This window comes from Sanguibacter sp. Z1732, from assembly GCF_051020515.1.
GTDB lineage: Bacteria > Actinomycetota > Actinomycetes > Actinomycetales > Beutenbergiaceae > CALKWS01.
In genome coordinates this window covers 3,018,355-3,037,466 of sequence record NZ_CP194857.1, presented here as the reverse complement: position 1 = coordinate 3,037,466, position 19,112 = coordinate 3,018,355, and the positions used below count along the sequence as shown (strand labels likewise).

Genomic DNA, 19,112 nt, shown 5'->3' with positions numbered 1-19,112 from the left:
GGGGCATGCCTGACGATCTGATACAACTGCTGACCTCCGCCGGCATTGCCCTGGCCATCGCGCTGGCGGTCGGCGTCGGCGTGCCCGCGCTGGCGTTGCGAATGGTGGGGCGATGGCCATCGGTGAAGTACCTGGTGCGGCGCACCCGAGTGCCGTTCCTGGTGCTGGCGCTGGTGATCGCCGCGAACGCCGTGGTAGCCGCGAACCGTCCTCGGGGGGAGGGGGCCGAACGGTGGGACCTGGTCGCCCACGTCCTGCAGGTGCTGTGGATCATCAACGTGGCCTGGCTGGTCACCGCGATCATCCTGTTCATCGTCGACGGTGTCGTGCACCGGGCCGGCAAGCGGATGGGAACCCGCGACGCGTTGCGGATGCAGACCCAGATGCACGTGACCCGCAGGGTGCTGCTGGTGCTGATGGTGGTCCTCACCGTGGCAGCAGTCCTGCTCACCTTCGAGGGCGTGCGTGCGGTCGGGGCGGGCCTGCTGGCCTCCGCGGGCCTGGCCTCGGTGGTGGCAGCGCTGGCGGCACAGTCCACGCTGGGCAACCTCTTCGCCGGCCTGCAACTGGCCTTCAGTGACGCCGTCCGACTCGATGACACGGTCATCGTCGAAGGCGAGTACGGCACGATCGAGGAGATCACCTTGACCTACGTGGTGGTCAAGATCTGGGACGAGCGCCGTCTGGTGCTGCCGTCCACCTACTTCACCGCCACCCCGTTCGAGAACTGGACCAGGCGCGATGACCGCATCACCGGCACGGTGTTCTTCGACCTCGATTGGCGGATCGACCTCGAAGGCCTGCGCGCGGAGTTCCACCGGGTGGTGAACGCCTCCGATCACTTCAACGGCCGCTCGGCGAACCTGGTCATCACCGATGCCAGCGCCGGCTACGTGCAGGTGCGCGCGAGCGTCAGCGCCGACGACCCCGACGCGGTGTGGTTCCTGCGGTTGGACGTCCGGGAATCCCTGGTGAAGTGGCTCCAGGAGCACAACCCCGAGGCGCTTCCACAGACCCGCGTGCGCATGCTCCCCGAACCCGGCCGCGCGACCGGCGCCAGGCAGGACGCCACCACTGCCGGAGCAGCCGGGAACACCGGTGGCCGCACGGGTGGGTCCATCACCCGGGGCTGAGTTCGACCCCGGGCTGAGGTCAGTGGCTCGCCTCCACGATGTAGCGCAGGAGCGCTGGATCGGTGGAGGTGATCCGCTCCACCTCCTCGCCCCCGTCGCATCGGCACAGCGCGATCCGCACCGATGTCTCTCCGCGAGCCACGACCTCCCAATCGCCGCCGGCGTTCTCCCAACGGCGCAGTACCGCCAGATCGTGGGAATCGCCGCTGGGTACCTGCGTCATCGCTGGTTCCTCCTGGACCGTCGCATCGTCGCTGTCGAACAGACCCGAGCCAACCGGGTATCGCACCACCTTACGCCCGCTGGGAGCCCAGGTCCCCCGAGTTGTCCCGAGCGTTCGGCCGGTCTGGCTGGATTGCCTCACTCTCGTCGTTCATCTTCACTGACCGCGCCCGGTGCGGGCGCATTTCACCGGGTCGGCTCGAGCCGGACCACCACCGACTTGTAGACCGGGGTGCCCGAGTCGATCGCGGTGTCATCCAGCGGCACCAGTACGTTCGTCTCGGGGAAGTAGGCTGCGGCGCACCCGCGCGGGGTGTCATAGACCACCACCCCCGAACCCGGGGGCCCGGCGCTCCGAACCATCACGCCACTCCGAGACCAGGTCCACCAGGTCACCGTCGGCAAGTCCGAGTTCGGTCAGGTCGGCCTTGTTCACCATGACCACCCGTCGCCCTCCGGTGATCCCCCGGTAGCGATCATCCATCCCGTACACGGTGGTGTTGAACTGGTCGTGGGAGCGCAGCGTCTGCAGCAGCAGCCGCCCCGGTGGGACCTGCGGCCACCACAGGTCGTTGCGGCTGAATGTTGCCCTGGCGGTCTTGGTGTCGAAGGTGCGCACGTCGTGGGGACCGTGGGGCAGGCGGAATCCGCCGGGGTGGTCCAGCCTGGCCTCGAAATCGGTGAACCCGGGTACCACGGCCTCGATGTGGCGCCTGATCAGCCGGTAGTCAGCCGCCAGGCGCTCCCAGTCCGCCTCCGGCGCACCGGGAAGGGGACGGCCCCGGGAGTCGGTGAACAGCTCCCGGGCGATCCCGCACACGATGGCGATCTCCGAGCGCAACTGCTTCGACGGCGGCTGCAGGTGACCGGAGGAGGCGTGCACCATCGACATCGAGTCCTCCACGCTGACCCGCTGCCGCCCTCCGGCCCGGACGTCCAGGTCCGAGCGCGCCAGACAGGGCAGCAGCAGCGAGGCCCGTCCCGGCACCAGGTGGGTGTGGTTGAGCTTGGTGGCTACGTGCACCGTCATCGCACATGAGGCCAGCGCGGCCTCGGTGACGGCGGTGTCCGGGGCGGACTTGACGAAGTTTCCACCCATCGCCATGAAGAATCGGACCCGCCCGTCGCGCATCGCCCGCACCGCGTTCACGGTGTCCACCCCGTGCTCGATCGGTGGGGTGAAGGAGAACTCGGCGCCGAGTGCGTCCAGGAAGGGCTGGGGCATCTTCTCGTAGATCCCCATCGTGCGGTCCCCCTGCACGTTGGAATGCCCGCGCACCGGCAGCAGCCCGGCCCCGGCCTTGCCCAGGTTGCCCTGCAGCAGGGCTACGTTGACGATCTCGGTGATGGTGGGCACCGCGTGCCGGTGCTGGGTCAGGCCCATCGCCCAGGCGAAGACGGTGGCCTCGGAGGCCAGCAGCAACCCGCCCAGTTCTTCGATCTGGTCCCGGCTCAGGCCGCTGGCGGTCTCGATGTCCGCCCAGTCGGTTGCTGCCAGACCCGCGGCGTAGTCCTCGAAGCCGTGGGTGTGCTGCGCCAGGAACTCCTCATCGATCGCCCCGGCCCGGCCCGGGGTGCGCCGGCCGGCCCGGTGGGCGTCGAGTAGGAACTTGCCCAGCCCCTGGAACAGCGCCAGGTCACCGGCCAGGCGGACCGGGAGGTGCAGATCGGCCAACTGGGTACCCCGCCCGAGCAGGCCCCGGGCGCTCTGCGGGTTCTTGTACCGGCCCAGGCCGGCCTCACGCAGCGGGTTGATCGACACGATCGTGGCCCCGTTCCGCTTGGCCTTCTCCAGGGCGGTGAGCATCCGCGGGTGGTTGGTGCCGGCGTTCTGGCCGGCGATCACGATCAATTTGCTCACGTGCACGTCGTGCAGCGTGACCGACCCCTTACCGATCCCGATCGTGCGCCCCAGCGCCTCCCCGGAGGACTCGTGGCACATGTTCGAACAGTCCGGCAGATTGTTCGTGCCGAATCCGCGCACCATCAACTGGTACAGGAACGCTGCCTCGTTGGAGGTGCGCCCGGAGGTGTAGAACGCCGCCTGGTCCGGATGGGCGAGGGAGCGCAGTTCGGTGGCGATGCGCGTGAACGCCTGCTCCCACGTGGTGGGCCGGTAGTGCGTGTCCCCGGCCTCCTTGAGCATCGGGGTGGTCAGGCGGCCCTGGCGGTTCAGCCAATAGTCGTCGCGCCGGGCCAGATCGGCGATGGAGTGCTCGGCGAAGAACTCCGGGCGGACCCGTTTCCGGGTGGCCTCACTGGCCAGGGCCTTGGCGCCGTTCTCGCAGAACTCGGCATGACTTCGCTCCCCTGCCTCCGGGTCCGGCCACGCACAACTCATGCAGTCCACGCCGTCGGGCTGGTTGAGTTTCAACAGGCCGGCGGCGCCGCGCACCGGGCCCATCTCGCGCAGCACGTGCCGAAGTGCCGTGGTCACCCCCGCCGCCCCGACGGCGCTGTCCGGCGGCGTTGTGACCTTGAGCTCGTCCTCGGTCATGTCCGCACCGCCCTATCCTCGGGTGTGCGGTTCATCGTAGGCGCCTGCGCCTGCGCGGACCCGACGAAGCGGGAGGTGAGTTGCCGATGGCGCGGATCGTAAAACGATGGCCGGTGCTGCGCCTGGACGCCGACGGCGGGCGGCGGGAGCGGGCCGACCAGATCGCCGGTGAGGAACCGTTGGAGATCCGGGTGGGGGCCAGCGCATTCTCGGTGACGATGCGCACGCCGGGCTCCGACCTGGATCTGGTGATCGGGTTCCTGGTCTCCGAGGGCGTGATCCGGCGGTCGGACCAGGTGCGCCAGATCGCCTACGACGGCCTCACCCCGCAGGGAGAGCGTGACTACAACGTCGTCAGTGTGCACCTGAGCCAGGACGTGGTGCTGCCCGACCTGGCGCGGCACGTCTACACCACCTCCAGTTGCGGGGTGTGCGGGACCGCCTCGATCGAGGCGATCCGCAAGACCTCGGCGTACCCGGTAGCCGACGACGACGTCCGGTTCACCCTGGCCGACCTGCTGGCGCTGCCGCAGCGCCTGCGTGAGCGCCAGGAGGTCTTCGGGCGTACCGGTGGGGTCCATGCCGCGGCACTGTTCACCGCAGACGATGACGGTGCCCCGTCCGTGCTCTGCGTGCGGGAGGACGTGGGTCGCCACAACGCGGTGGACAAGGTGGTGGGCTGGGCGTTGCGAGAGGATCACCTTCCGCTGCGCGCCACGGTGCTGCAGGTCTCGGGGCGGGCCTCGTTCGAGTTGGTGCAGAAGGCAGCGATGGCAGGGGTCCCGGTGCTCTCGGCCGTCTCGGCACCCTCCGCCCTCGCGGTGGAACTGGCGCAGGAGGTGGGCCTGACCCTGGTCGCGTTCAACCGCGGTGACCGGCTGAACGTCTACACCGGAGCCCACCGGGTGGTGTCCGGCACGGACACCTGAGACAGCAGGTCAGGGCTGCTCGCGCATGCGCCTCAGTGGGCGATCCGTGTCCCTGGATCGCGTTCCTTCGCGCGCCGTAGCCGCCTGCGCCCGGCGCGGACGCTCACATCAGCGCATGCGCAACATCTCTTTCGCAATACCCCTTGCGCAATGCTCCTTTCGCAAGTAGTGTTGTGTTCACACCCACCGAAAGGACCAGCACCATGCGACGCATCGCCCCCACCTGCCTCCGCACCACTCGGCGCTCCCAGATCGCAGCCGAGGCCGCCCAGCACCGCCACGACCTGCACCGGGCCCAGGCCTCCCTGCACGCACGGCCGGTCTGATTCGGCGGCGAACCTGCCGGACTCGCCGGCAATGCGGAGCCCAGTCCGCGAGCGGCTCCCCCGCCCCACGCTCACAATGAACCTTTCGCAATACGTCTTGCGCAACGTCCCTTTCGCAAGTACTGTTGTGCATGAGCCACCAGAGAGGACGCAGATTATGCGCCGCACCACCCCGCACCTGAGCACCATCCGCCGCGCCACCACTCGACGCAGCCAGATCGCCGCCGAGATCGCCGAACGCCGGCAGGACCGCTTCCGCGCCCAGGCGACTCTGCACACCCGGGGTGCCTGAGGTGAGCGAAACGACCGCCTCCCCCGAGGACCAGGACCAACCCGGCCGGGCCGAGTACCGCAGCACCGACCCTGCGGTGATGCGGGCGCTGGCCCACCCGTTGCGGATCGAGATCATGGAGATCCTCGACGAGGTCACCGAGGCCACCGCAAGTGAGATCGCCGCCAAACTCGATCAGAGCGTGGCGAACTGCTCCTTCCACCTGCGGATCCTGGCTGGCGGCCGCTTCATCGAGCGGGCCGAACCCGGGGCCGGGAAAGCCCGGGGCACGGAGAAGCCGTGGCGTTCGATTCACAAGTCCCGCGACATGCGCCCTGATCGGGATGATCCCACCGGGATCGCAGAGTCGACCGAACTGGGCGCTCTCTACGTCCAGCGCGAGGCCGCCCGGGTGATCAAGTTCCTGCGCGAGGCGCCCGCCTATATGAAGGACCGCACGTGGGTGCCGGCGGTGACCGTGAACACCTCCACGTTCTGGGCCACCCCCGAGGAGATGGCCGAGCTCGCCGAGGACATCAAAGAACTGGTGGACCGGTTCGAGGGCCGCCGCGACCCTGCGAATCGGCCCGCCGGCGCCACCAAGGGTAGGTTCTTCGCCACCCTCAACCCGGACCTCGACGAGTTGCTGGCCCGAGCCCAGGACGTCGAAGCCGCCGGCGACAACGCCGACGGCAGCAGCGATCAGGCCCCTTGATCAGCACGGGCACCCACACCACACGCGACTTCCACCCGGCCCGCTCCGGATTCGGCTGACCCCATCGGATCCGCCCACGCCCGGCGCGCACCGGAGGTCGTCAATGCCGCCGACAGTTCCCCGAGGATGAGGACACCGATCCATGAGTACCCCACGCCCGGATGACGCCGAGACCGAGGCTCCGACCGCCGTCGCCGATCCCCCGATCGGCATCCAACCGGCTTCGCCCACGCCTGGTCAGCACCCCCCGGTGAAGCCGTCGCTGCGCGAGCGACTACCGCTGGCGATGCGCCACCAGTCCTTCCGGCGACTGACCCTGGCCTGGGTCAGCACGAACATCGGGGACAGTGCCCTGTTCCTGGTCCTGGCCATCTGGGTGCGGGAACTCACCGGCTCCGACAGCGCCGCCGGGCTGGTCTTCGCAGCACTCGGGTTGCCCGCTCTTCTCGCCCCCCTGGCTGGACAACTGGCCGATCGCGTCTCGCGGCGCCGGCTGCTGATCGCCACCAACGTGGGCGTCGGCCTGGTCGTGACCAGTCTGCTCACGGTGCAGGACGCCTCCGGCTTGTGGCTGATTTACGCGGTCACGTTCTGCTACGGTCTGGCCGCCTACCTGACCTCGGCTGCCCAGTCCGGACTGCTTCGCGACATGCTCAGCGATGACGAACTGCCCGGCGCGAACGGACTGTTCACCACGATCGACCAGGGCCTGCGGCTGATCAGTCCGCTGCTGGGCACCGGCCTGTTCGTCCTGACCGGCCCGCATGCCGTCGTGGTCCTGACCGCGACCTGCTTCCTGGTCACCGCCGCTGTGCTGACCACGGTACGCCTGAAAGAGTCGCCAGCACCGCAGGCCACCGATGCTCCCGGGGCGTTGCGACAACTCGGCGCTGGTTTCGGCGTGCTCTGGGGCGACCCCACCCTGCGCCTGATCACCATCGTGCTCGGGATCGCGGTGGGCATCACGGGATTTCTGAATGTGCTGGTCTTCCCTATCCTCGAGCAGGGGCTGGGGGTGGGCTCCCAGGCGCTGGGCATCGTCGTCACCGTCCAGGGTGTGGGCGCGGTGATCGGTGGGGCCACGAGCGCCGCGATCCTCAAACGCATCGGGGAGCGCCGCCTGGTCGGCGCGGGGCTGGGCGTGCTCAGCGGTGGGTTGGTCGGCTCCCTGGCGATCATCACGATCGTGCCCGCCGATGGCGCCTTCGGTCTGCTGCTGATAAGCCTCACCCTTGCCACCTCCGGGCTCGGCATCCCCTGGTTCGTGGTCGGGGCGTCGAACTACCGGATCCGGGTCACCCCTCCGGGCATCCAGGGCCGGGCGAGCGCGGCAATGAATATGGTCTTCAATGCGCCTCAGACCGCGGCCACGGTGGCCGGTGCGGGGATCATCCTGGTGATGGATTACCGGATCCTGCTCGCCCTCTGCGTGGTGGCCCTGATCGGGTGCGCGCTGGCCTGCCGGCCGTGGGCCGCAACGGCGCAGGTCATCGATAATTCCCGGTAGCAACGCTCACTCCTCCGTGGCGCGGTTGCGCCGGTAATGGCGCCGGACCTTGGAGCGGTTCCCGCACAGCGCCATCGAACACCACCGGGCGGTGTTGGCGTTGCTGCGATCCAGCAGGAACCGGCAGCACTCGGGGTTGGCACAGGGTCGCAGCCGCTCCGGGCTGCGCGCATGGATCGAGGCCCAGGCGAGCATCGCCCGGGCGGCGAGCACCTGGTCGGCAGGGACGCGTAGGTGCCAGCTCAGGCCGCTCTCGGACAACTGCGGATGGAGTCTGACCTGGCCCAGATCCGCCTGGAGAGCCTGCGCGGGTGAATCCCCGCGGGAGACTGCCTGGATGGCGTCGCGTACGCGGCGCAACTGCTCGGCCTCTGCGGCGGTGCCGACGCCTCCCCGGGCCACGGCCCAGTCCTGCGCCTGCGGGAGGCTCCCGAACTCGTCGACCCGCACGCCATCCACCACGGGGGTGGTGTTCAGCAAATCCAGCAGCAGGTCCTCATCAACGCGCGTCACGATCTCCATGCTAACCACCTTAATCGAGTTTGACAGGTTAGCACTCGACTGCTTGAGTGCCCTAACCACCTAAGCGCAATTGAGAGGGTTAGTACTATGGTCGCTGTCCACCACCGGTTCGCTGAAGTCGATGGGTACCGGATCTTCTACCGCGAGGCCGGCCACCGCGATGCCCCACCCGTTGTGCTGCTGCACGGCTACCCGACGAGTTCGCACATGTTCCGCCACCTCATTCCCCGCCTCGCCGACGAGTACCGGGTGGTGGCGCCGGATCACCTTGGCTTCGGGTTCTCCGATGCTCCCAGCGTGGAGGAGTTCGACTACACCTTCGACGCGCTGGCCGCCATCACGGCCAAACTGCTCGAGGACCTGGGCATCACCGAGTACGCCATGTACGTCATGGACTACGGGGCCCCGATCGGTTGGCGGCTCGCGTTGGCGAACCCGTCGGCGATCACGGCGATCGTCAGCCAGAGCGGCAACGCCTACCAGGAGGGTTTCGTCGAGGAGTTCTGGGCCGGACTGTGGGAGTACACGACGGATCAGAACAAGCAGACCGAGGCCGCGGCCCGGGAAGCACAGACGCTCGAGGCGATCAAGTGGCAGTACCTGAACGGTGAGGCCGATCCGACCCTGGTGGATCCGCTGACCTGGGTACATGATCACGCCCTGGTGTCCAGGCCGGGAAACGACTTGATCCAACTGCGCCTGTTCCGCGACTACGCCACCAACCCACCGCTGTATCCGGCGGTGCAGGAGTACTTTCGTTCCTCCCAGGTCCCGTTGCTGGCGGTATGGGGACGTGGCGATGAGATCTTCCGGCCCGAGGGGGCCAGAGCGTTCGCCAGGGACCTTCCTGACGCCCAGATCGAGTTGCTGCCCGGCGGACACTTCCTGCTGGAATCGGCCCTGGACGAGGTCACCGCACTGATCCGCGGCTTCCTCGCGCGGACACTGACCCGTGGCGCCGACCTGGCGCAGGAGGGCTCAGGACCAGTTCGCCAGGGCCGCGGTGCGGGACTCGATCACCCGGGCGCAACTGCGATCCCGGTCGCGCGGGAGTCGGAACACGCCGGTGCGGACCTTTCGTAAGGAGAACGCAAGTGACCACCATTGGCATCCTCGGCGCCGGGCAAGCCGGCGCTACCCTTGCCCGCTCGGCGATCGAAGCAGGCTATAGCGTCCTGATCGCCAACTCGCGTTCGCCCCAGACGATTGCGGATCTAGCGCGTTCTCTCGGTCCACGCGCCCGTGCCACATGGGCCGCCGACGCCGCTGCGGCGGCCGACTTCGCTGCCCTTGCCTTCCCCTACGTTCCCGGCCACGCACTTCCCGCGGAGGAGTTGGCCGGGAAGGTCGTGCTCGACAACAACAACTACATGCCCTGGCGGGATGGCACCTTCTCGGCTGTTGATGCCGGCACCAGGACCGTGCACGAACTGCGGCAGGAGCAACTGCCTGCTGCGAAACTCGCGAAGGCGCTCAGCCACATCCAGTTTCACGGGCGTGACCAGGTGCGGGTACCGGGCGATGAGGCGCCCGCGCTGGTGCGCCTCGCCCGCCCAGCCGGAGCGCCAGATCGCTCCGCCCTTGTCGTCTCGAGCAACTACCCCGAGGCGGTCGAACTCGTGAGAGGTTTCTACGATCGCCTCGGGTTCGACACGGTCGATAACAGCCCCCTGAACGAGTCGTGGCGCAGCACCCCTGGCACACCGATGTGGCAGGCATCCTTCGATGGACAGTCCCGGGAGGAACTCATCCGCAACCTGCAGCGCGCCGAGCGCACTCGGCCGTCATCGTCCAGGAGCCCTGCCGGATGACGGTCAGCGGGCCTTCGTCGTCGGTGGGTGGCTCGAAGTGATCGAAGTACGACGCGGCCCGCTCGTCGCTCAGCGTGCAGTCGTCACCGTGGGCGAGCCTGCGCGCGCGGATCCGCTCCAGGGCGACCTCGCGCGGAGTCGCCACGTAGATGGTTTCGGGCTCGACCCCGAGCGGTCGCAGCAGGTCGCGGTACTCATCTCGGGTGCGGCGCGACCAGAACGAGTAGTCCAGCACCACGTCGCTGCCGTCGGTCACCAGCTGGATGAGCCGGTCGCGCAGTTCGCTCTCGATCTCGGCGTGAACGTCCGGTGGTAGAGGCATCGAGGGGATGCCCCGTCGCCACGCCTCCTGATCGAACGACAGTCTGGACATGCCCTCGGCCTCGAGCCGGCCGGCGACGGTGGACTTGCCCGACCCGGCCGGACCGCACATGAACACGACCTTGACCACAGTCCCGACCCTACGAGCGCCTCCCGCACGACCGGCTCGCACCCGAGGATGCGATCGAGGTGCCATTTCTGGCGTACCGATGAGTCTGCCGGTGGACAGGTATCTACCTCTGTGACACCGATGGTCTGTGGAGGATGCCCGATGGTTCGCACGGAAGTGAAGACGGTACGGCGCTGGTGGGTGCTAGCCGTTGTGTGTATGGCGATGTTCATGGGGGTGCTGGATTCCACGAGCGTGTACGCAGCCCTGCCCGCGATCGCACGCGACCTCGGGTTCACTCCAGCGGAGGTCCAGTGGGTGATCACCGCTTATGGAGCCGCTATCGGCGGCCTGTTGCTGTTGGGAGGGCGGCTGGCCGACCGTCTGGGCCGGCGGATGGTGTTCATGGTCGCGGTCGCAGTGTTCGCGGCGGCCTCCCTGGCATGCGGACTGGCTGCCACCAGTGAACTCCTGATCGCCGCCAGGGTGCTCCAGGGCGCTGGCGCGGCGGTGATGACCCCGGCGGGGTTGTCGATCCTGATGAACGCCTTCCCCAATGGCCGGGAGCGACATCGGGCCCTGGGCATCTGGGGCGGTCTGGGCGGGACGGGGGCTTCGGCTGGGCTCCTGCTGGGCGGTGTGCTGACCGACTGGGTGGGCTGGGCCTGGGTCTTCTACACCAATGTCCCGGTGTGCCTGATGGTGTTGGTGCTGTGCCCGATCCTGCTGCCCGAGAGTCCTCGGAACAACCAGCGGCTCGATCTGCCTGGCTCGATCGTGGCCACCAGTGCGCTGGTGCTGCTGCTCCTGGGACTGTTCAGGATCACCGAGCACGGGGTCGACCTTCCTGCCGCGGTTCTCGGTACCGGCGCCGCCATCGCGGCAGTGCTGTTCGTGGTCGTGGAGCAACGCAGCCCGGCGCCGCTGGTGCCGATGCGGATCTTCGCCGGACGCACCCTGGTCGGTGGCAACCTGGTGATCGTGATCGCCGGTGTCTCGGTCGATGGTCTACTGATCGTCGTGACGCTGTACGCCCAGCAGGTCCTGGGCTTCTCCGCACTACAGTTCGGACTGACGATGGCGATCATGACCGTCACCTCGGTCCTCGGCGTCCTGGTCGGGCAGCACCTGGTCACCCGGTCCGGGTTCCGGAAAGTAGCTGGCGAGGGTATGGCCCTGTTGTCGGTCGCGTGCGTACTCCTGGCTCGTCTGCGGCCCGAGGGCGGCCTCGTCGAAGACCTGCTCGGCGGCTTGGTGATATTCGGTGCCGGTATGGGTGCGGCATTCGTCGCCGGTCAGATTGCCGCCTTGGCCGACGTCGCCGAGCACGACGCCGGGCTGCAGCGGGCCTCGAGGAGACCTCCTTCGCGCTCGGGACCACGATCGGTGCGGCACTGGCCTCGGCGGCCGCCATCGGTTACGCGACACGCGCATCCGCCATCGAGGCACCAGTCGTTGCGCTGACCGAGGGGATCCAGTTCGCTCTGGCCGTGCTGGCTGGCGTCGCAGCACTCGGTGCCCTGCTCGCCGTGCTCCTGCTTCGGCCGCAGCAGGAGCAGAGCACCGGGGAAAGGATGTGGACTTCGTGAGTACGCAAGAACTCGGCCATGACTTCGATCGCCGGACCCGCCCATACCGGTCCGAACTGCTCGCCCACAGTTATCGGATGCTGGGCTCCATCCACGATGCCGACGACGCCGTCCAGGAGACCTACCTGCGCGCCTGGCGCGGCTACGCCGGTTTCGAGGAACGCTCATCGATCCGTACCTGGTTGTATCGGATCGCGACCAACACCTGCCTACGCGCCCTGGAGAACCGCGGGCGTCGCGCCCTGCCCTCCGCCCTGGGTGGCCCAGCACAAGACCCCACAGCGCAACTGGGGCAATGGCCCGAGATTCCGTGGCTGGAACCTCTTCCGGACACCATGCTCGGCGCCTCGGCCGCCGAGGATCCCCTCGCCGAAGTGACGCAACGTCACAGCGTCAGGCTGGCGTTCATCGCCGCGTTGCAGCGCCTTCCCCCGCGCCAGCGCGCCGTCCTGGTGCTGCGCGAGGTGCTCATGTTCAGCGCAGCCGAGGTTGCGGCCATGCTGGAGACCACCCCAGCCGCGGTGAACAGTCTGTTGCAACGTGCCCGTGCCCAACTCGATCATGATCGGGTCGACGAGGATCAGGTCACCGAGCCACCCACCCCACACCAGCGCGAACTTCTCGACCGCTACGTCACCGCGATGCACGCCAACGACATCGACGGACTCGTCGCGACCCTGGCCGCTGATGCCGTCTGGGAGATGCCGCCCTATCCGGCCTGGTTCCACGGCGCCTCCACGATCGGGCGGATGGTCGCTGCGCAGAGCCCCGCCCGCCGGTCGGGTGATCACCTGCTCGTGCCCACCAAGGCCAACGGGCAACCCGCCTTCGGCCTCTACCTCCCGGACGAGCGGGGTGTCCACCGTGCGTTCAACCTGCAGGTCCTCACCCTGACCCCGGCCCGGATCTCACACGTCGTCGCGTTCTTCGACCTACGCCTCTTCGGCCGGTTCGGCCTTCCGGAGACGAAAGTGCCGAACTGAGACAGCCCCGGACCGCCGGGATGGCTCCCTCCTGGTCAGTGCCGACGATGGATCAGGCGGCGCGGGGTCAGTACGTGGACTCGGTCACAACGCCCGGTTTCAAACCAGCGACCAGGTTGAATGCGCCGGTCAGGACGTTGAGGGAGACGACGCCGACGACATCGGCGATCTCCCGATCACGGTAACCGGCGCCACGGAGACGCTCGATCTGTTCATCGGTGATGGCGGTCGGCTCGCGGTAGACCTGCAGCCCGAGTTCGATGATGGCGGCAATCGCGGGATCTTCCGATGTCCCGGCGCGGGCGCGTTCGATCTCGTGGTCGTCGACGCCGAGCCCGCGCGCGGCGTCGATGTGCGCTTCGAGGCACAGGTCGCATCCTTGCTGTTCCTGGATTGCGATCGAGATCCGCTCACTGATCTTCCTGTCGAGCTTGGCTCTCTTCATCGCGCGGCTCAACTGCAGGTAGCCACCCAGGACTGCTGGCGAGTGCGCCATGGTGGCAACCATGTCGCTGACTCGGCCGTGCCGGGATACGAGGTCGCCCAACAGGTCGCGGGCTGCGCCAACCGCCGTGTCGGGGGCGAGACGGGTGAGTCGAGGCATGAGCGTGCTCCTTAGTTGTCCTTCCGGTGGCACTGGTCCCGCGCCGATGAGCCCGGGATCCAGTGCACGCTATACCCCCCTGGGGTATAAATCAAGTGCCTAGTGCCGGCGGTGGACGGGGGCCAAGCCCGAATCCGAAGCCTGGGAATACCAGCAGGCTCGATCGAATTACCCATACCCCCTACCCGTATGGAGTACACCATGACTACTACAGTCAAGAATCAGCGGAGCACCACCAGATGGTGGGCTCTGGCTCTGATTGCCACCGCACAGTTCATGGTCATCATGGACACCTCGATCATCGGCGTTGCCCTGCCACGCATGCAGGCCGACCTGGGATTCACCCAACACAACCTGTCCTGGGTATTCAACGCCTATGTCATCGCCCTGGGCGGGCTGCTGTTGCTCGGCGGCCGGCTGGCGGACCTCTTCGGCGCCCGTCGCATATTCGGCACCGGATGGTTCGTCCTACTCGCCGGTTCGCTCGTCGCGGGCCTCGCCGGCAGTGTCGGCGTCGAACTGACCGGTCGCGCCATCCAGGGTGTGGGTGCCGCACTCATCGCCCCATCTGCGCTGACCTTGCTGATGATGATCTTCGGGGCTAACCCCAAGGAACTCACCAAGGCTCTCGCGTTGTACGGGGCGGCACACGCCGGCCGGGTACTGCCGGCGTGTTCCTGGGCGGCGTGATCACCGAGTACATCTCGTGGCCCTGGGTCTTCTACATCAACATCCCCATCGCCATCATCGCCCTGATCGGTAACCGGGTCCTGATGCCGGGCGGTTCCTTGGGTTCCCGGGGATCGGTGGACGTCTTCGGCGCCCTCACCGTCACGCTCGGCCTGGCCGCCGCGGTCTACGGAATCGTCCGTGCGCCCGAGGCAGGCTGGGGCTCTGGTGAGACCTGGATCGCGTTGAGTATCGCCGCCGTGCTACTGGTGGCGTTCGTGATCTCTCAGGGTGTCCGCCGCGAGCCGCTGATGCGACTTTCGATCTTCCGCACCCCCAACCTCGGTGCCGCCAACCTCGCTCAGGTGCTGCTGGGTGGAGCGTGGATCCCGATGTGGTTCTTCCTCAACCTCTACCTGCAGCAGGTTCTCGAATACACCGCATTCCCGTCCGGCGCGGCACTACTGCCGATGACAGGCCTGATCATGCTCGCTCGGCATGATCGTGCTGGCACCGCGCGTAATAGGCAAGTTCGGTCCCAAGGTCCCCATCGTGGCCGGACTACTGACCCTCGCCGTCGGACTTGGCTGGCTGTCGCAAATTCGACCGGATGGCAACTACTGGGCAGACGTCCTGCCGGCATCGTTGGTGGCGGCGCTCGGTATGTCGCTGGCCTTCATCCCCTCGTTGGGAACGGCGATCTCCTCAGCCCGACCGGAGGAAGGCGGACTGGCCGCAGGCATCGTCAACACCAGTTACCAAGTCGGTTCCGCCCTCGGTCTGGCTGCGATGACAGCGGTAGCCGCCGTGTACGGGGCAGATCGACTCGGCAACGCCTCCGCGCTGACGAACGGCTTCTCGGCGGCATTCATCGGTGCGGCTGGGATCGCCCTGGCCGGGGCAATCCTGGCGTTCGTCACACTGCGTATGTCGGCCGCTGCCGGCGAGCCAGAGCCCGCCGGGGCGGGCAGCGCCGAGCCAGGTGGCAACTGACGTCAACCACTCGCCCGGCGGGAGGCGACTCCCGCCGGGCTCAACGCTCAGGAGTGCAGAACCATGATCAAGCAGAGTTCCCCCCTTCGCGCCGGTCTGGCCACGGTCGGAGGTTCCGCTATCACGCGCAGCATCGTGCGCTGTCTGATCGCGTGCGGCCTCACCGCACTGACGGATCCGTTGGAATCGCGCGAACGAAAGCAGCGAGCACTATGCGTCTCGGGGGGCGATTCACCTTGACGCGCACATCGGTCGCTCAGTCAACGTGAGTGGAGCTAGGGGGATTCGAACCCCCGACCTCTTCCATGCCATGGAAGCGCGCTACCAACTGCGCCATAGCCCCGGGTGCCTGTGCAGGCGAGAGATACTCTAGACGATCCTGGCCCCTTGGGGAAAATCGACCAGACCCCCGCCGGCGTTGTGCGCGGTCATCCGCCAGCCCGGCTCGGCGCCGTCGTTCGGGCGCACCACACTCCAGTGGCAGTTGCCGATTCCGGTGATGCCCTGCCAGGTCTCCGGATCGTGGCCCAGCAAAGCCACTAATCCCGCGCTAATCGCGGCCCCATGGGCCACCAACACGACCACCCCGCCTTCCTCGTAGCCCGCGGATGCCTCCGCGGCTGCCTGCGCCACACGCTGCCCGAGCGCCGAACGAGTCTCGGCCCCGATGCCCGCAGGGTGACCACCATCACGCCATACGGCGAAGGCGTCGGCCCACCCGGCGCGCATCTCCTCGTGCGTCAGACCCTCCCAGGCACCGAAGTTGCGTTCCCGCAACCGCGCGTCCGTGCTCACCGCCACCCCGGTCCGTTCAGCGAGGTACTCGGCGGTATCGCGCGCCCGCATCAGGTCCGAGGAGATGATCGCGACGGGTTCGATCTGGCTCAAAGCCGGCGCGGCCGCGAGCGCCTGGGCCCGGCCCACCTCGTTCAGAGGGATATCCACCTGGCCCTGCAGCCGCCCCTGGGCGTTGTAATCGGTCTGGCCGTGACGCCAGAACAGGATTGGTGGCGCTCATGCCTGCCCGGCACCGTCACCCTGAGCGCCGGCCCGGACCTGCTCGGGCAGTTCGATGACCGGGCAGTCCTTCCAGAGCCGTTCCAGCGCGTAGTAGACCCGGTCCTCGGCGTGCTGGATGTGCACGACGATGTCGCCGAAGTCCAGCAGCACCCAGCGTGCCTCAGCCACACCCTCGCGGCGCACCGGTTTCGCGCCGTGGTCGGCCAGTGCCTCCTCCACCGCATCGACGATCGAGCGCACCTGCCGTTCACTGCTGCCCGAGGCCACCACGAAGACGTCGGTGAGCACGAGCCGCTCGGAGACGTCGAGGGCGATGATCTCCTCCGCCTTGAGGTTCGCGGCCGCGAGTGCGGCCACCTCGGTCAGTTCGATGGCTCGTTCGTCAGCGGGCACGGTTCTCCTCGGGTAGACGCCCTGGTCGAACCCAGTCTACGGCCCGGGCCGCCTCAGCGGCCCGTTGACCAGAGGACGGAACCGGACAGTCCGAGGACAGCGGCGTCGTCGTCCCCGAACAGGTCCCCGGTGGCGAACAGGTACACCAACGCCCCGAGGATCGCGATCACCAGAACCAACACCAGCATCTGCAGCGCGAACAGCCAGCCGGGCGTCTTGCGTGCCTCGGCCTCGTGGAGTTCGTCCTCGGGGGCCTCCTCCTCCGCAGGGCCCACCGGCTGTACCGGAGGTTCGCCGACTTCAGCCGAGCGCATCGCCGAGGTGCGCAACGGTGGCGTGGGGCGTGCCGCCGGCTCGGCGTCGGCCCTGGCCCGCAGGGCCGCGGCCCGCTGCAGCGACTCCCAGCGCGGCGTCATGTCGAAGGCGCCGTCGTCGTCCTCGGTGTCGGCGCTGGCTACCGAAGGGGCCGACGACGGCGAGTGCGGCTCCTGCGGTGAGGTCACCTCGGGCGCTCGGGACGGTGTCGGCGCGGAAGCCGCGGCCGGTCCGGAGTCTGCGCTCGGTGCGGAAACCGCGGTGGGACCGGAGTCGGTCGTGGGCGCGGAAGCCGCGCTCGAACCGGAGCCAGCCGTCGGTGCGGAAACTGCGGGAGGACCGGAGTCACCGCTCGGTGCGGAAACTGCGGGAGGACCGGAGTCACCGCTCGGTGCGGAAACTGCGGGAGGACCGGAGTCACCGCTCGGTGCGGAAACCGTGTCAGAGTCCGAACGGGCCGTCGGCGCGGAAGCGGCGGTGGCCCCGGGGCGCACCGTCTGCTGGCTCACCTCGTAACTGACCGCCGGGATGTCCACAGCCGAGTGCCAGGAGGTCGGGGACGAGGATTCACCCTGCTCCCCCACCGCGATGCCCTCGGCCGCGGTGTTCGCCTCGCGGACCGCGCGCTGGATGGCCGTCAGTTCCCCTGATCCGTCGACCCCGCGGCGGGCCCGCACCGAGGCCGGTGGCCGCACCACCGGACGCCGGCCGGTACTGGTGCGTTCGGCCGGCCGGGCATCCATCGTGGGCGGTGCCGGCGCCGCGGCTCGCTTGTCCCGCAGGGACTTGCGGGACACCGGCACCATCAGCGCCGTCGCCGGGCCGCCGTCGGGCGAGGGCGCGCTCGGCATCGCCGGACTCCCCTCCCGTTGCTCGGGCTCGGACCGGGTCTCCTGATCCTCGGAGGTACGCCCGGCCGCAGGCTCCTGCGGCTCACGCCGCTCCTCGGCCTCCTCCGAAGCCCGGTCAGCCGCGGCCTCCTCCGGCACGCTCCCCGCCGCAGGCTCCTCCGGCTCACGCTGGGCTGCCGTCTGCCCGGGATCGCTCCCGGCTGTGGGACCGTCAGGCTCACGTCGACGCACCGGTTCCTCGGTCCGGTCTGTCTTCGGCTGTGCGGGCGGCTCGGTCGCCGACGGCGCGGACAGTGCCGACACAGCCGAGGCCGCGGTGGCGGCCCGCTCGGCTTCCCGGCGCGCCCGTCTGCTGCGGGGCGGCGGATCCGTAGCCGAGGCCGCTGAAGCAGCGCTCGCCGGTTCGGCGGCCGAGGCGGCCGACAGGCTCTCGGCCTCGATCCGCTCGAACTCCGAGGTGGGTACCAGACCGTCGGGCCCATAGGTCAGGGCACCGCTGGCCAGCGCCTCATCACGGGCGCGCCGTTCGCGCCGTGTCAGGGGACGCTCCTCCGCCCGGCCCGCCGCGCGGGCGCGGGCCCGCTCGGCCTCACGCCGTCGGCGTCGCTCCCCCAGACCGGCCGTGGTGGTGTCCTCGTTCGGGTCGACAGGCTGGTTCACGCCGAGGTCACCGCCACCGCGTCACTGTCCCTCCCGTCAGTGCTGACACCCAACTCCGGCCGGTGGAACGTGGCTGGGTCGCGGTACAGGCCGTGCTTGGCGATGTACTGCACCACGCCGTCGGGTACCAGGTACCACACCGGCTTGTTCTCCGAGACCCGTGCGCGGCAGTCGGTCGAGGAAATCGCCATCGCGGGAATCTCCAGTAGGGAGTACTCACCATCGGGTAGGTCCTGACCGCTGAGTTCGTGCCCCGGGCGGGTGACTGACTCCCACGAAGTGGGCCAACTCCCACAGTTCCGGGGAGTCCTTCCACTGCAGGATCTGGCCCAGCGCATCGGCGCCGGTGATGAAGAACAACTCCGCTTCCGGGAAGGTCTTGTGCAGGTCCCGCAACGTATCGACGGTGAAGGTCACCCCGCCGCGGTCGATGTCGACCCGCGAGACCGTGAACCGGGGGTTGGAGGCGGTAGCGATCACGGTCATCAGGTACCGGTGCTCGGCCAGGGTCACGTCGCGGTCCGACTTGAAGGGCTGCGCGCCGGTGGGCACGAAGATGACCTCGTCCAGATCGAACTCGTCGGCCACCTCGCTGGCGGCAACCAGGTGACCATGGTGGATCGGGTCGAACGTGCCGCCCATGATCCCGATCCGGGTGCGCGTGGGTGTGCT

Annotated in this window: 19 protein-coding genes, 1 tRNA gene and 2 pseudogenes; 12 read left to right on the top strand and 10 right to left on the bottom strand. The window is 68.4% G+C overall.

All coding sequences use genetic code 11. From position 1 onward, the window contains the following. The first annotated feature begins 5 nt into the window (after positions 1–5). On the top strand, positions 6–1,133 hold the full coding sequence (locus tag ACRRRO_RS15950) for a mechanosensitive ion channel family protein (RefSeq protein ID WP_424795918.1): 1,128 nt from the start codon (positions 6–8) through the stop codon (positions 1,131–1,133). A 19-nt stretch (positions 1,134–1,152) separates the two neighbouring features. Here the strand turns inward: ACRRRO_RS15950 and ACRRRO_RS15945 are convergent, their stop codons facing one another. After that, on the bottom strand, positions 1,153–1,356 hold the full coding sequence (locus tag ACRRRO_RS15945) for a hypothetical protein (RefSeq protein ID WP_424786265.1): 204 nt from the start codon (positions 1,354–1,356) through the stop codon (positions 1,153–1,155). 185 nt (positions 1,357–1,541) lie between these two features. Further along, a pseudogene (locus ACRRRO_RS15940) lies at positions 1,542–3,852 on the bottom strand (FdhF/YdeP family oxidoreductase). 86 nt (positions 3,853–3,938) lie between these two features. Between ACRRRO_RS15940 and fdhD the strand changes: the two are divergent. The 5 genes from fdhD to ACRRRO_RS15915 all read left to right on the top strand — a co-directional run bounded on the left by fdhD (position 3,939) and on the right by ACRRRO_RS15915 (position 7,600). Further along, positions 3,939–4,781, top strand: a complete 843-nt coding sequence (gene fdhD, locus ACRRRO_RS15935) for a formate dehydrogenase accessory sulfurtransferase FdhD (RefSeq protein ID WP_424789274.1) — start codon at positions 3,939–3,941, stop codon at positions 4,779–4,781. A gap of 203 nt (positions 4,782–4,984) precedes the next feature. Further along, the gene (locus ACRRRO_RS15930) at positions 4,985–5,107 is read left to right on the top strand and encodes a hypothetical protein (protein WP_424795916.1); all 123 of its coding nucleotides are present in this window, start codon (positions 4,985–4,987) and stop codon (positions 5,105–5,107) included. A 157-nt stretch (positions 5,108–5,264) separates the two neighbouring features. Next, the gene (locus ACRRRO_RS15925; protein ID WP_424789276.1) at positions 5,265–5,399 is read left to right on the top strand and encodes a hypothetical protein; all 135 of its coding nucleotides are present in this window, start codon (positions 5,265–5,267) and stop codon (positions 5,397–5,399) included. Position 5,400: 1 nt separating this feature from the next. Beyond that, positions 5,401–6,093 (top strand): ArsR/SmtB family transcription factor, encoded by a 693-nt coding sequence (locus ACRRRO_RS15920; protein WP_434080565.1) that lies wholly within the window; start codon positions 5,401–5,403, stop codon positions 6,091–6,093. A gap of 142 nt (positions 6,094–6,235) precedes the next feature. Continuing rightward, complete coding sequence (locus tag ACRRRO_RS15915) at positions 6,236–7,600, top strand: MFS transporter (protein WP_424789278.1); 1,365 nt, start codon at positions 6,236–6,238, stop codon at positions 7,598–7,600. A gap of 6 nt (positions 7,601–7,606) precedes the next feature. On the opposite strand, the gene ACRRRO_RS15910 is transcribed toward ACRRRO_RS15915, so the two are convergent. Continuing rightward, entirely contained in the window at positions 7,607–8,122 is a 516-nt protein-coding gene (locus tag ACRRRO_RS15910) for a CGNR zinc finger domain-containing protein (protein ID WP_424795914.1), read from the bottom strand. Between the two features lie 87 nt (positions 8,123–8,209). Between ACRRRO_RS15910 and ACRRRO_RS15905 the strand changes: the two genes are divergently transcribed. Continuing rightward, complete coding sequence (locus ACRRRO_RS15905) at positions 8,210–9,205, top strand: alpha/beta fold hydrolase (RefSeq protein ID WP_424795913.1); 996 nt, start codon at positions 8,210–8,212, stop codon at positions 9,203–9,205. Positions 9,206–9,216: 11 nt separating this feature from the next. Then, complete coding sequence (locus ACRRRO_RS15900) at positions 9,217–9,933, top strand: NADPH-dependent F420 reductase (protein ID WP_424795912.1); 717 nt, start codon at positions 9,217–9,219, stop codon at positions 9,931–9,933. Here ACRRRO_RS15900 and ACRRRO_RS15895 read toward each other — a convergent pair. After that, a complete protein-coding gene (locus ACRRRO_RS15895) occupies positions 9,869–10,384 on the bottom strand; it encodes an AAA family ATPase (RefSeq protein WP_424795911.1) in 516 nt (171 codons plus the stop codon). The two genes, ACRRRO_RS15900 and ACRRRO_RS15895, sit on opposite strands and share 65 nt — an antisense overlap. Positions 10,385–10,525: 141 nt before the next feature. Between ACRRRO_RS15895 and ACRRRO_RS15890 the strand changes: the two genes are divergently transcribed. Together ACRRRO_RS15890 and ACRRRO_RS15885 are read left to right on the top strand one after the other, a co-directional pair. Further along, positions 10,526–11,827, top strand: coding sequence for an MFS transporter (locus ACRRRO_RS15890; RefSeq protein WP_434080564.1), 1,302 nt, complete (start codon positions 10,526–10,528; stop codon positions 11,825–11,827). A gap of 121 nt (positions 11,828–11,948) precedes the next feature. Further along, the gene (locus ACRRRO_RS15885) at positions 11,949–12,935 is read left to right on the top strand and encodes a sigma-70 family RNA polymerase sigma factor (protein ID WP_424795909.1); all 987 of its coding nucleotides are present in this window, start codon (positions 11,949–11,951) and stop codon (positions 12,933–12,935) included. A 67-nt stretch (positions 12,936–13,002) separates the two neighbouring features. On the opposite strand, the gene ACRRRO_RS15880 is transcribed toward ACRRRO_RS15885, so the two are convergent. Further along, positions 13,003–13,539, bottom strand: a complete 537-nt coding sequence (locus ACRRRO_RS15880) for a carboxymuconolactone decarboxylase family protein (protein WP_424795908.1) — start codon at positions 13,537–13,539, stop codon at positions 13,003–13,005. Between the two features lie 201 nt (positions 13,540–13,740). Between ACRRRO_RS15880 and ACRRRO_RS15875 the strand changes: the two genes are divergently transcribed. Then, positions 13,741–14,229, top strand: a complete 489-nt coding sequence (locus tag ACRRRO_RS15875; protein WP_434080563.1) for an MFS transporter — start codon at positions 13,741–13,743, stop codon at positions 14,227–14,229. 477 nt (positions 14,230–14,706) lie between these two features. Then, a complete protein-coding gene (locus ACRRRO_RS15870; protein WP_434080562.1) occupies positions 14,707–15,201 on the top strand; it encodes an MFS transporter in 495 nt (164 codons plus the stop codon). A gap of 270 nt (positions 15,202–15,471) precedes the next feature. Here the strand turns inward: ACRRRO_RS15870 and ACRRRO_RS15865 are convergent. From ACRRRO_RS15865 to nadD, 5 genes and pseudogenes are all read right to left on the bottom strand, one after another. Continuing rightward, positions 15,472–15,544: transfer RNA gene (locus tag ACRRRO_RS15865), tRNA-Ala, on the bottom strand. A 26-nt stretch (positions 15,545–15,570) separates the two neighbouring features. Further along, positions 15,571–16,203 (bottom strand): histidine phosphatase family protein, encoded by a 633-nt coding sequence (locus ACRRRO_RS15860; RefSeq protein ID WP_434081594.1) that lies wholly within the window; start codon positions 16,201–16,203, stop codon positions 15,571–15,573. A 12-nt stretch (positions 16,204–16,215) separates the two neighbouring features. Continuing rightward, entirely contained in the window at positions 16,216–16,614 is a 399-nt protein-coding gene (gene rsfS, locus ACRRRO_RS15855) for a ribosome silencing factor (protein WP_424795905.1), read from the bottom strand. 53 nt (positions 16,615–16,667) lie between these two features. Continuing rightward, complete coding sequence (locus tag ACRRRO_RS15850) at positions 16,668–18,440, bottom strand: hypothetical protein (RefSeq protein WP_424795904.1); 1,773 nt, start codon at positions 18,438–18,440, stop codon at positions 16,668–16,670. Next, a pseudogene (nadD, locus tag ACRRRO_RS15845) lies at positions 18,437–19,082 on the bottom strand (nicotinate-nucleotide adenylyltransferase). The gene ACRRRO_RS15850 and the pseudogene nadD overlap by 4 nt, the downstream one beginning before the upstream one ends. Between the last annotated feature and the right edge of the window lie 30 nt (positions 19,083–19,112).

Bases quoted from the DNA above. Each gene is read 5' to 3' on its own strand.
- ACRRRO_RS15870 (WP_434080562.1), top strand. From the start codon at position 14,707: ATGATCGTGCTGGCACCGCGCGTAATAGGCAAGTTCGGTCCCAAGGTC.
- ACRRRO_RS15945 (WP_424786265.1), bottom strand. From the start codon at position 1,356: ATGACGCAGGTACCCAGCGGCGATTCCCACGATCTGGCGGTACTGCGC.
- fdhD (WP_424789274.1), top strand. From the start codon at position 3,939: ATGGCGCGGATCGTAAAACGATGGCCGGTGCTGCGCCTGGACGCCGAC.
- ACRRRO_RS15890 (WP_434080564.1), top strand. From the start codon at position 10,526: ATGGTTCGCACGGAAGTGAAGACGGTACGGCGCTGGTGGGTGCTAGCC.
- ACRRRO_RS15880 (WP_424795908.1), bottom strand. From the start codon at position 13,539: ATGCCTCGACTCACCCGTCTCGCCCCCGACACGGCGGTTGGCGCAGCC.
- ACRRRO_RS15925 (WP_424789276.1), top strand. From the start codon at position 5,265: ATGCGCCGCACCACCCCGCACCTGAGCACCATCCGCCGCGCCACCACT.
- ACRRRO_RS15910 (WP_424795914.1), bottom strand. From the start codon at position 8,122: ATGGAGATCGTGACGCGCGTTGATGAGGACCTGCTGCTGGATTTGCTG.
- ACRRRO_RS15875 (WP_434080563.1), top strand. From the start codon at position 13,741: ATGACTACTACAGTCAAGAATCAGCGGAGCACCACCAGATGGTGGGCT.
- ACRRRO_RS15930 (WP_424795916.1), top strand. From the start codon at position 4,985: ATGCGACGCATCGCCCCCACCTGCCTCCGCACCACTCGGCGCTCCCAG.
- ACRRRO_RS15915 (WP_424789278.1), top strand. From the start codon at position 6,236: ATGAGTACCCCACGCCCGGATGACGCCGAGACCGAGGCTCCGACCGCC.
- ACRRRO_RS15905 (WP_424795913.1), top strand. From the start codon at position 8,210: ATGGTCGCTGTCCACCACCGGTTCGCTGAAGTCGATGGGTACCGGATC.
- ACRRRO_RS15950 (WP_424795918.1), top strand. From the start codon at position 6: ATGCCTGACGATCTGATACAACTGCTGACCTCCGCCGGCATTGCCCTG.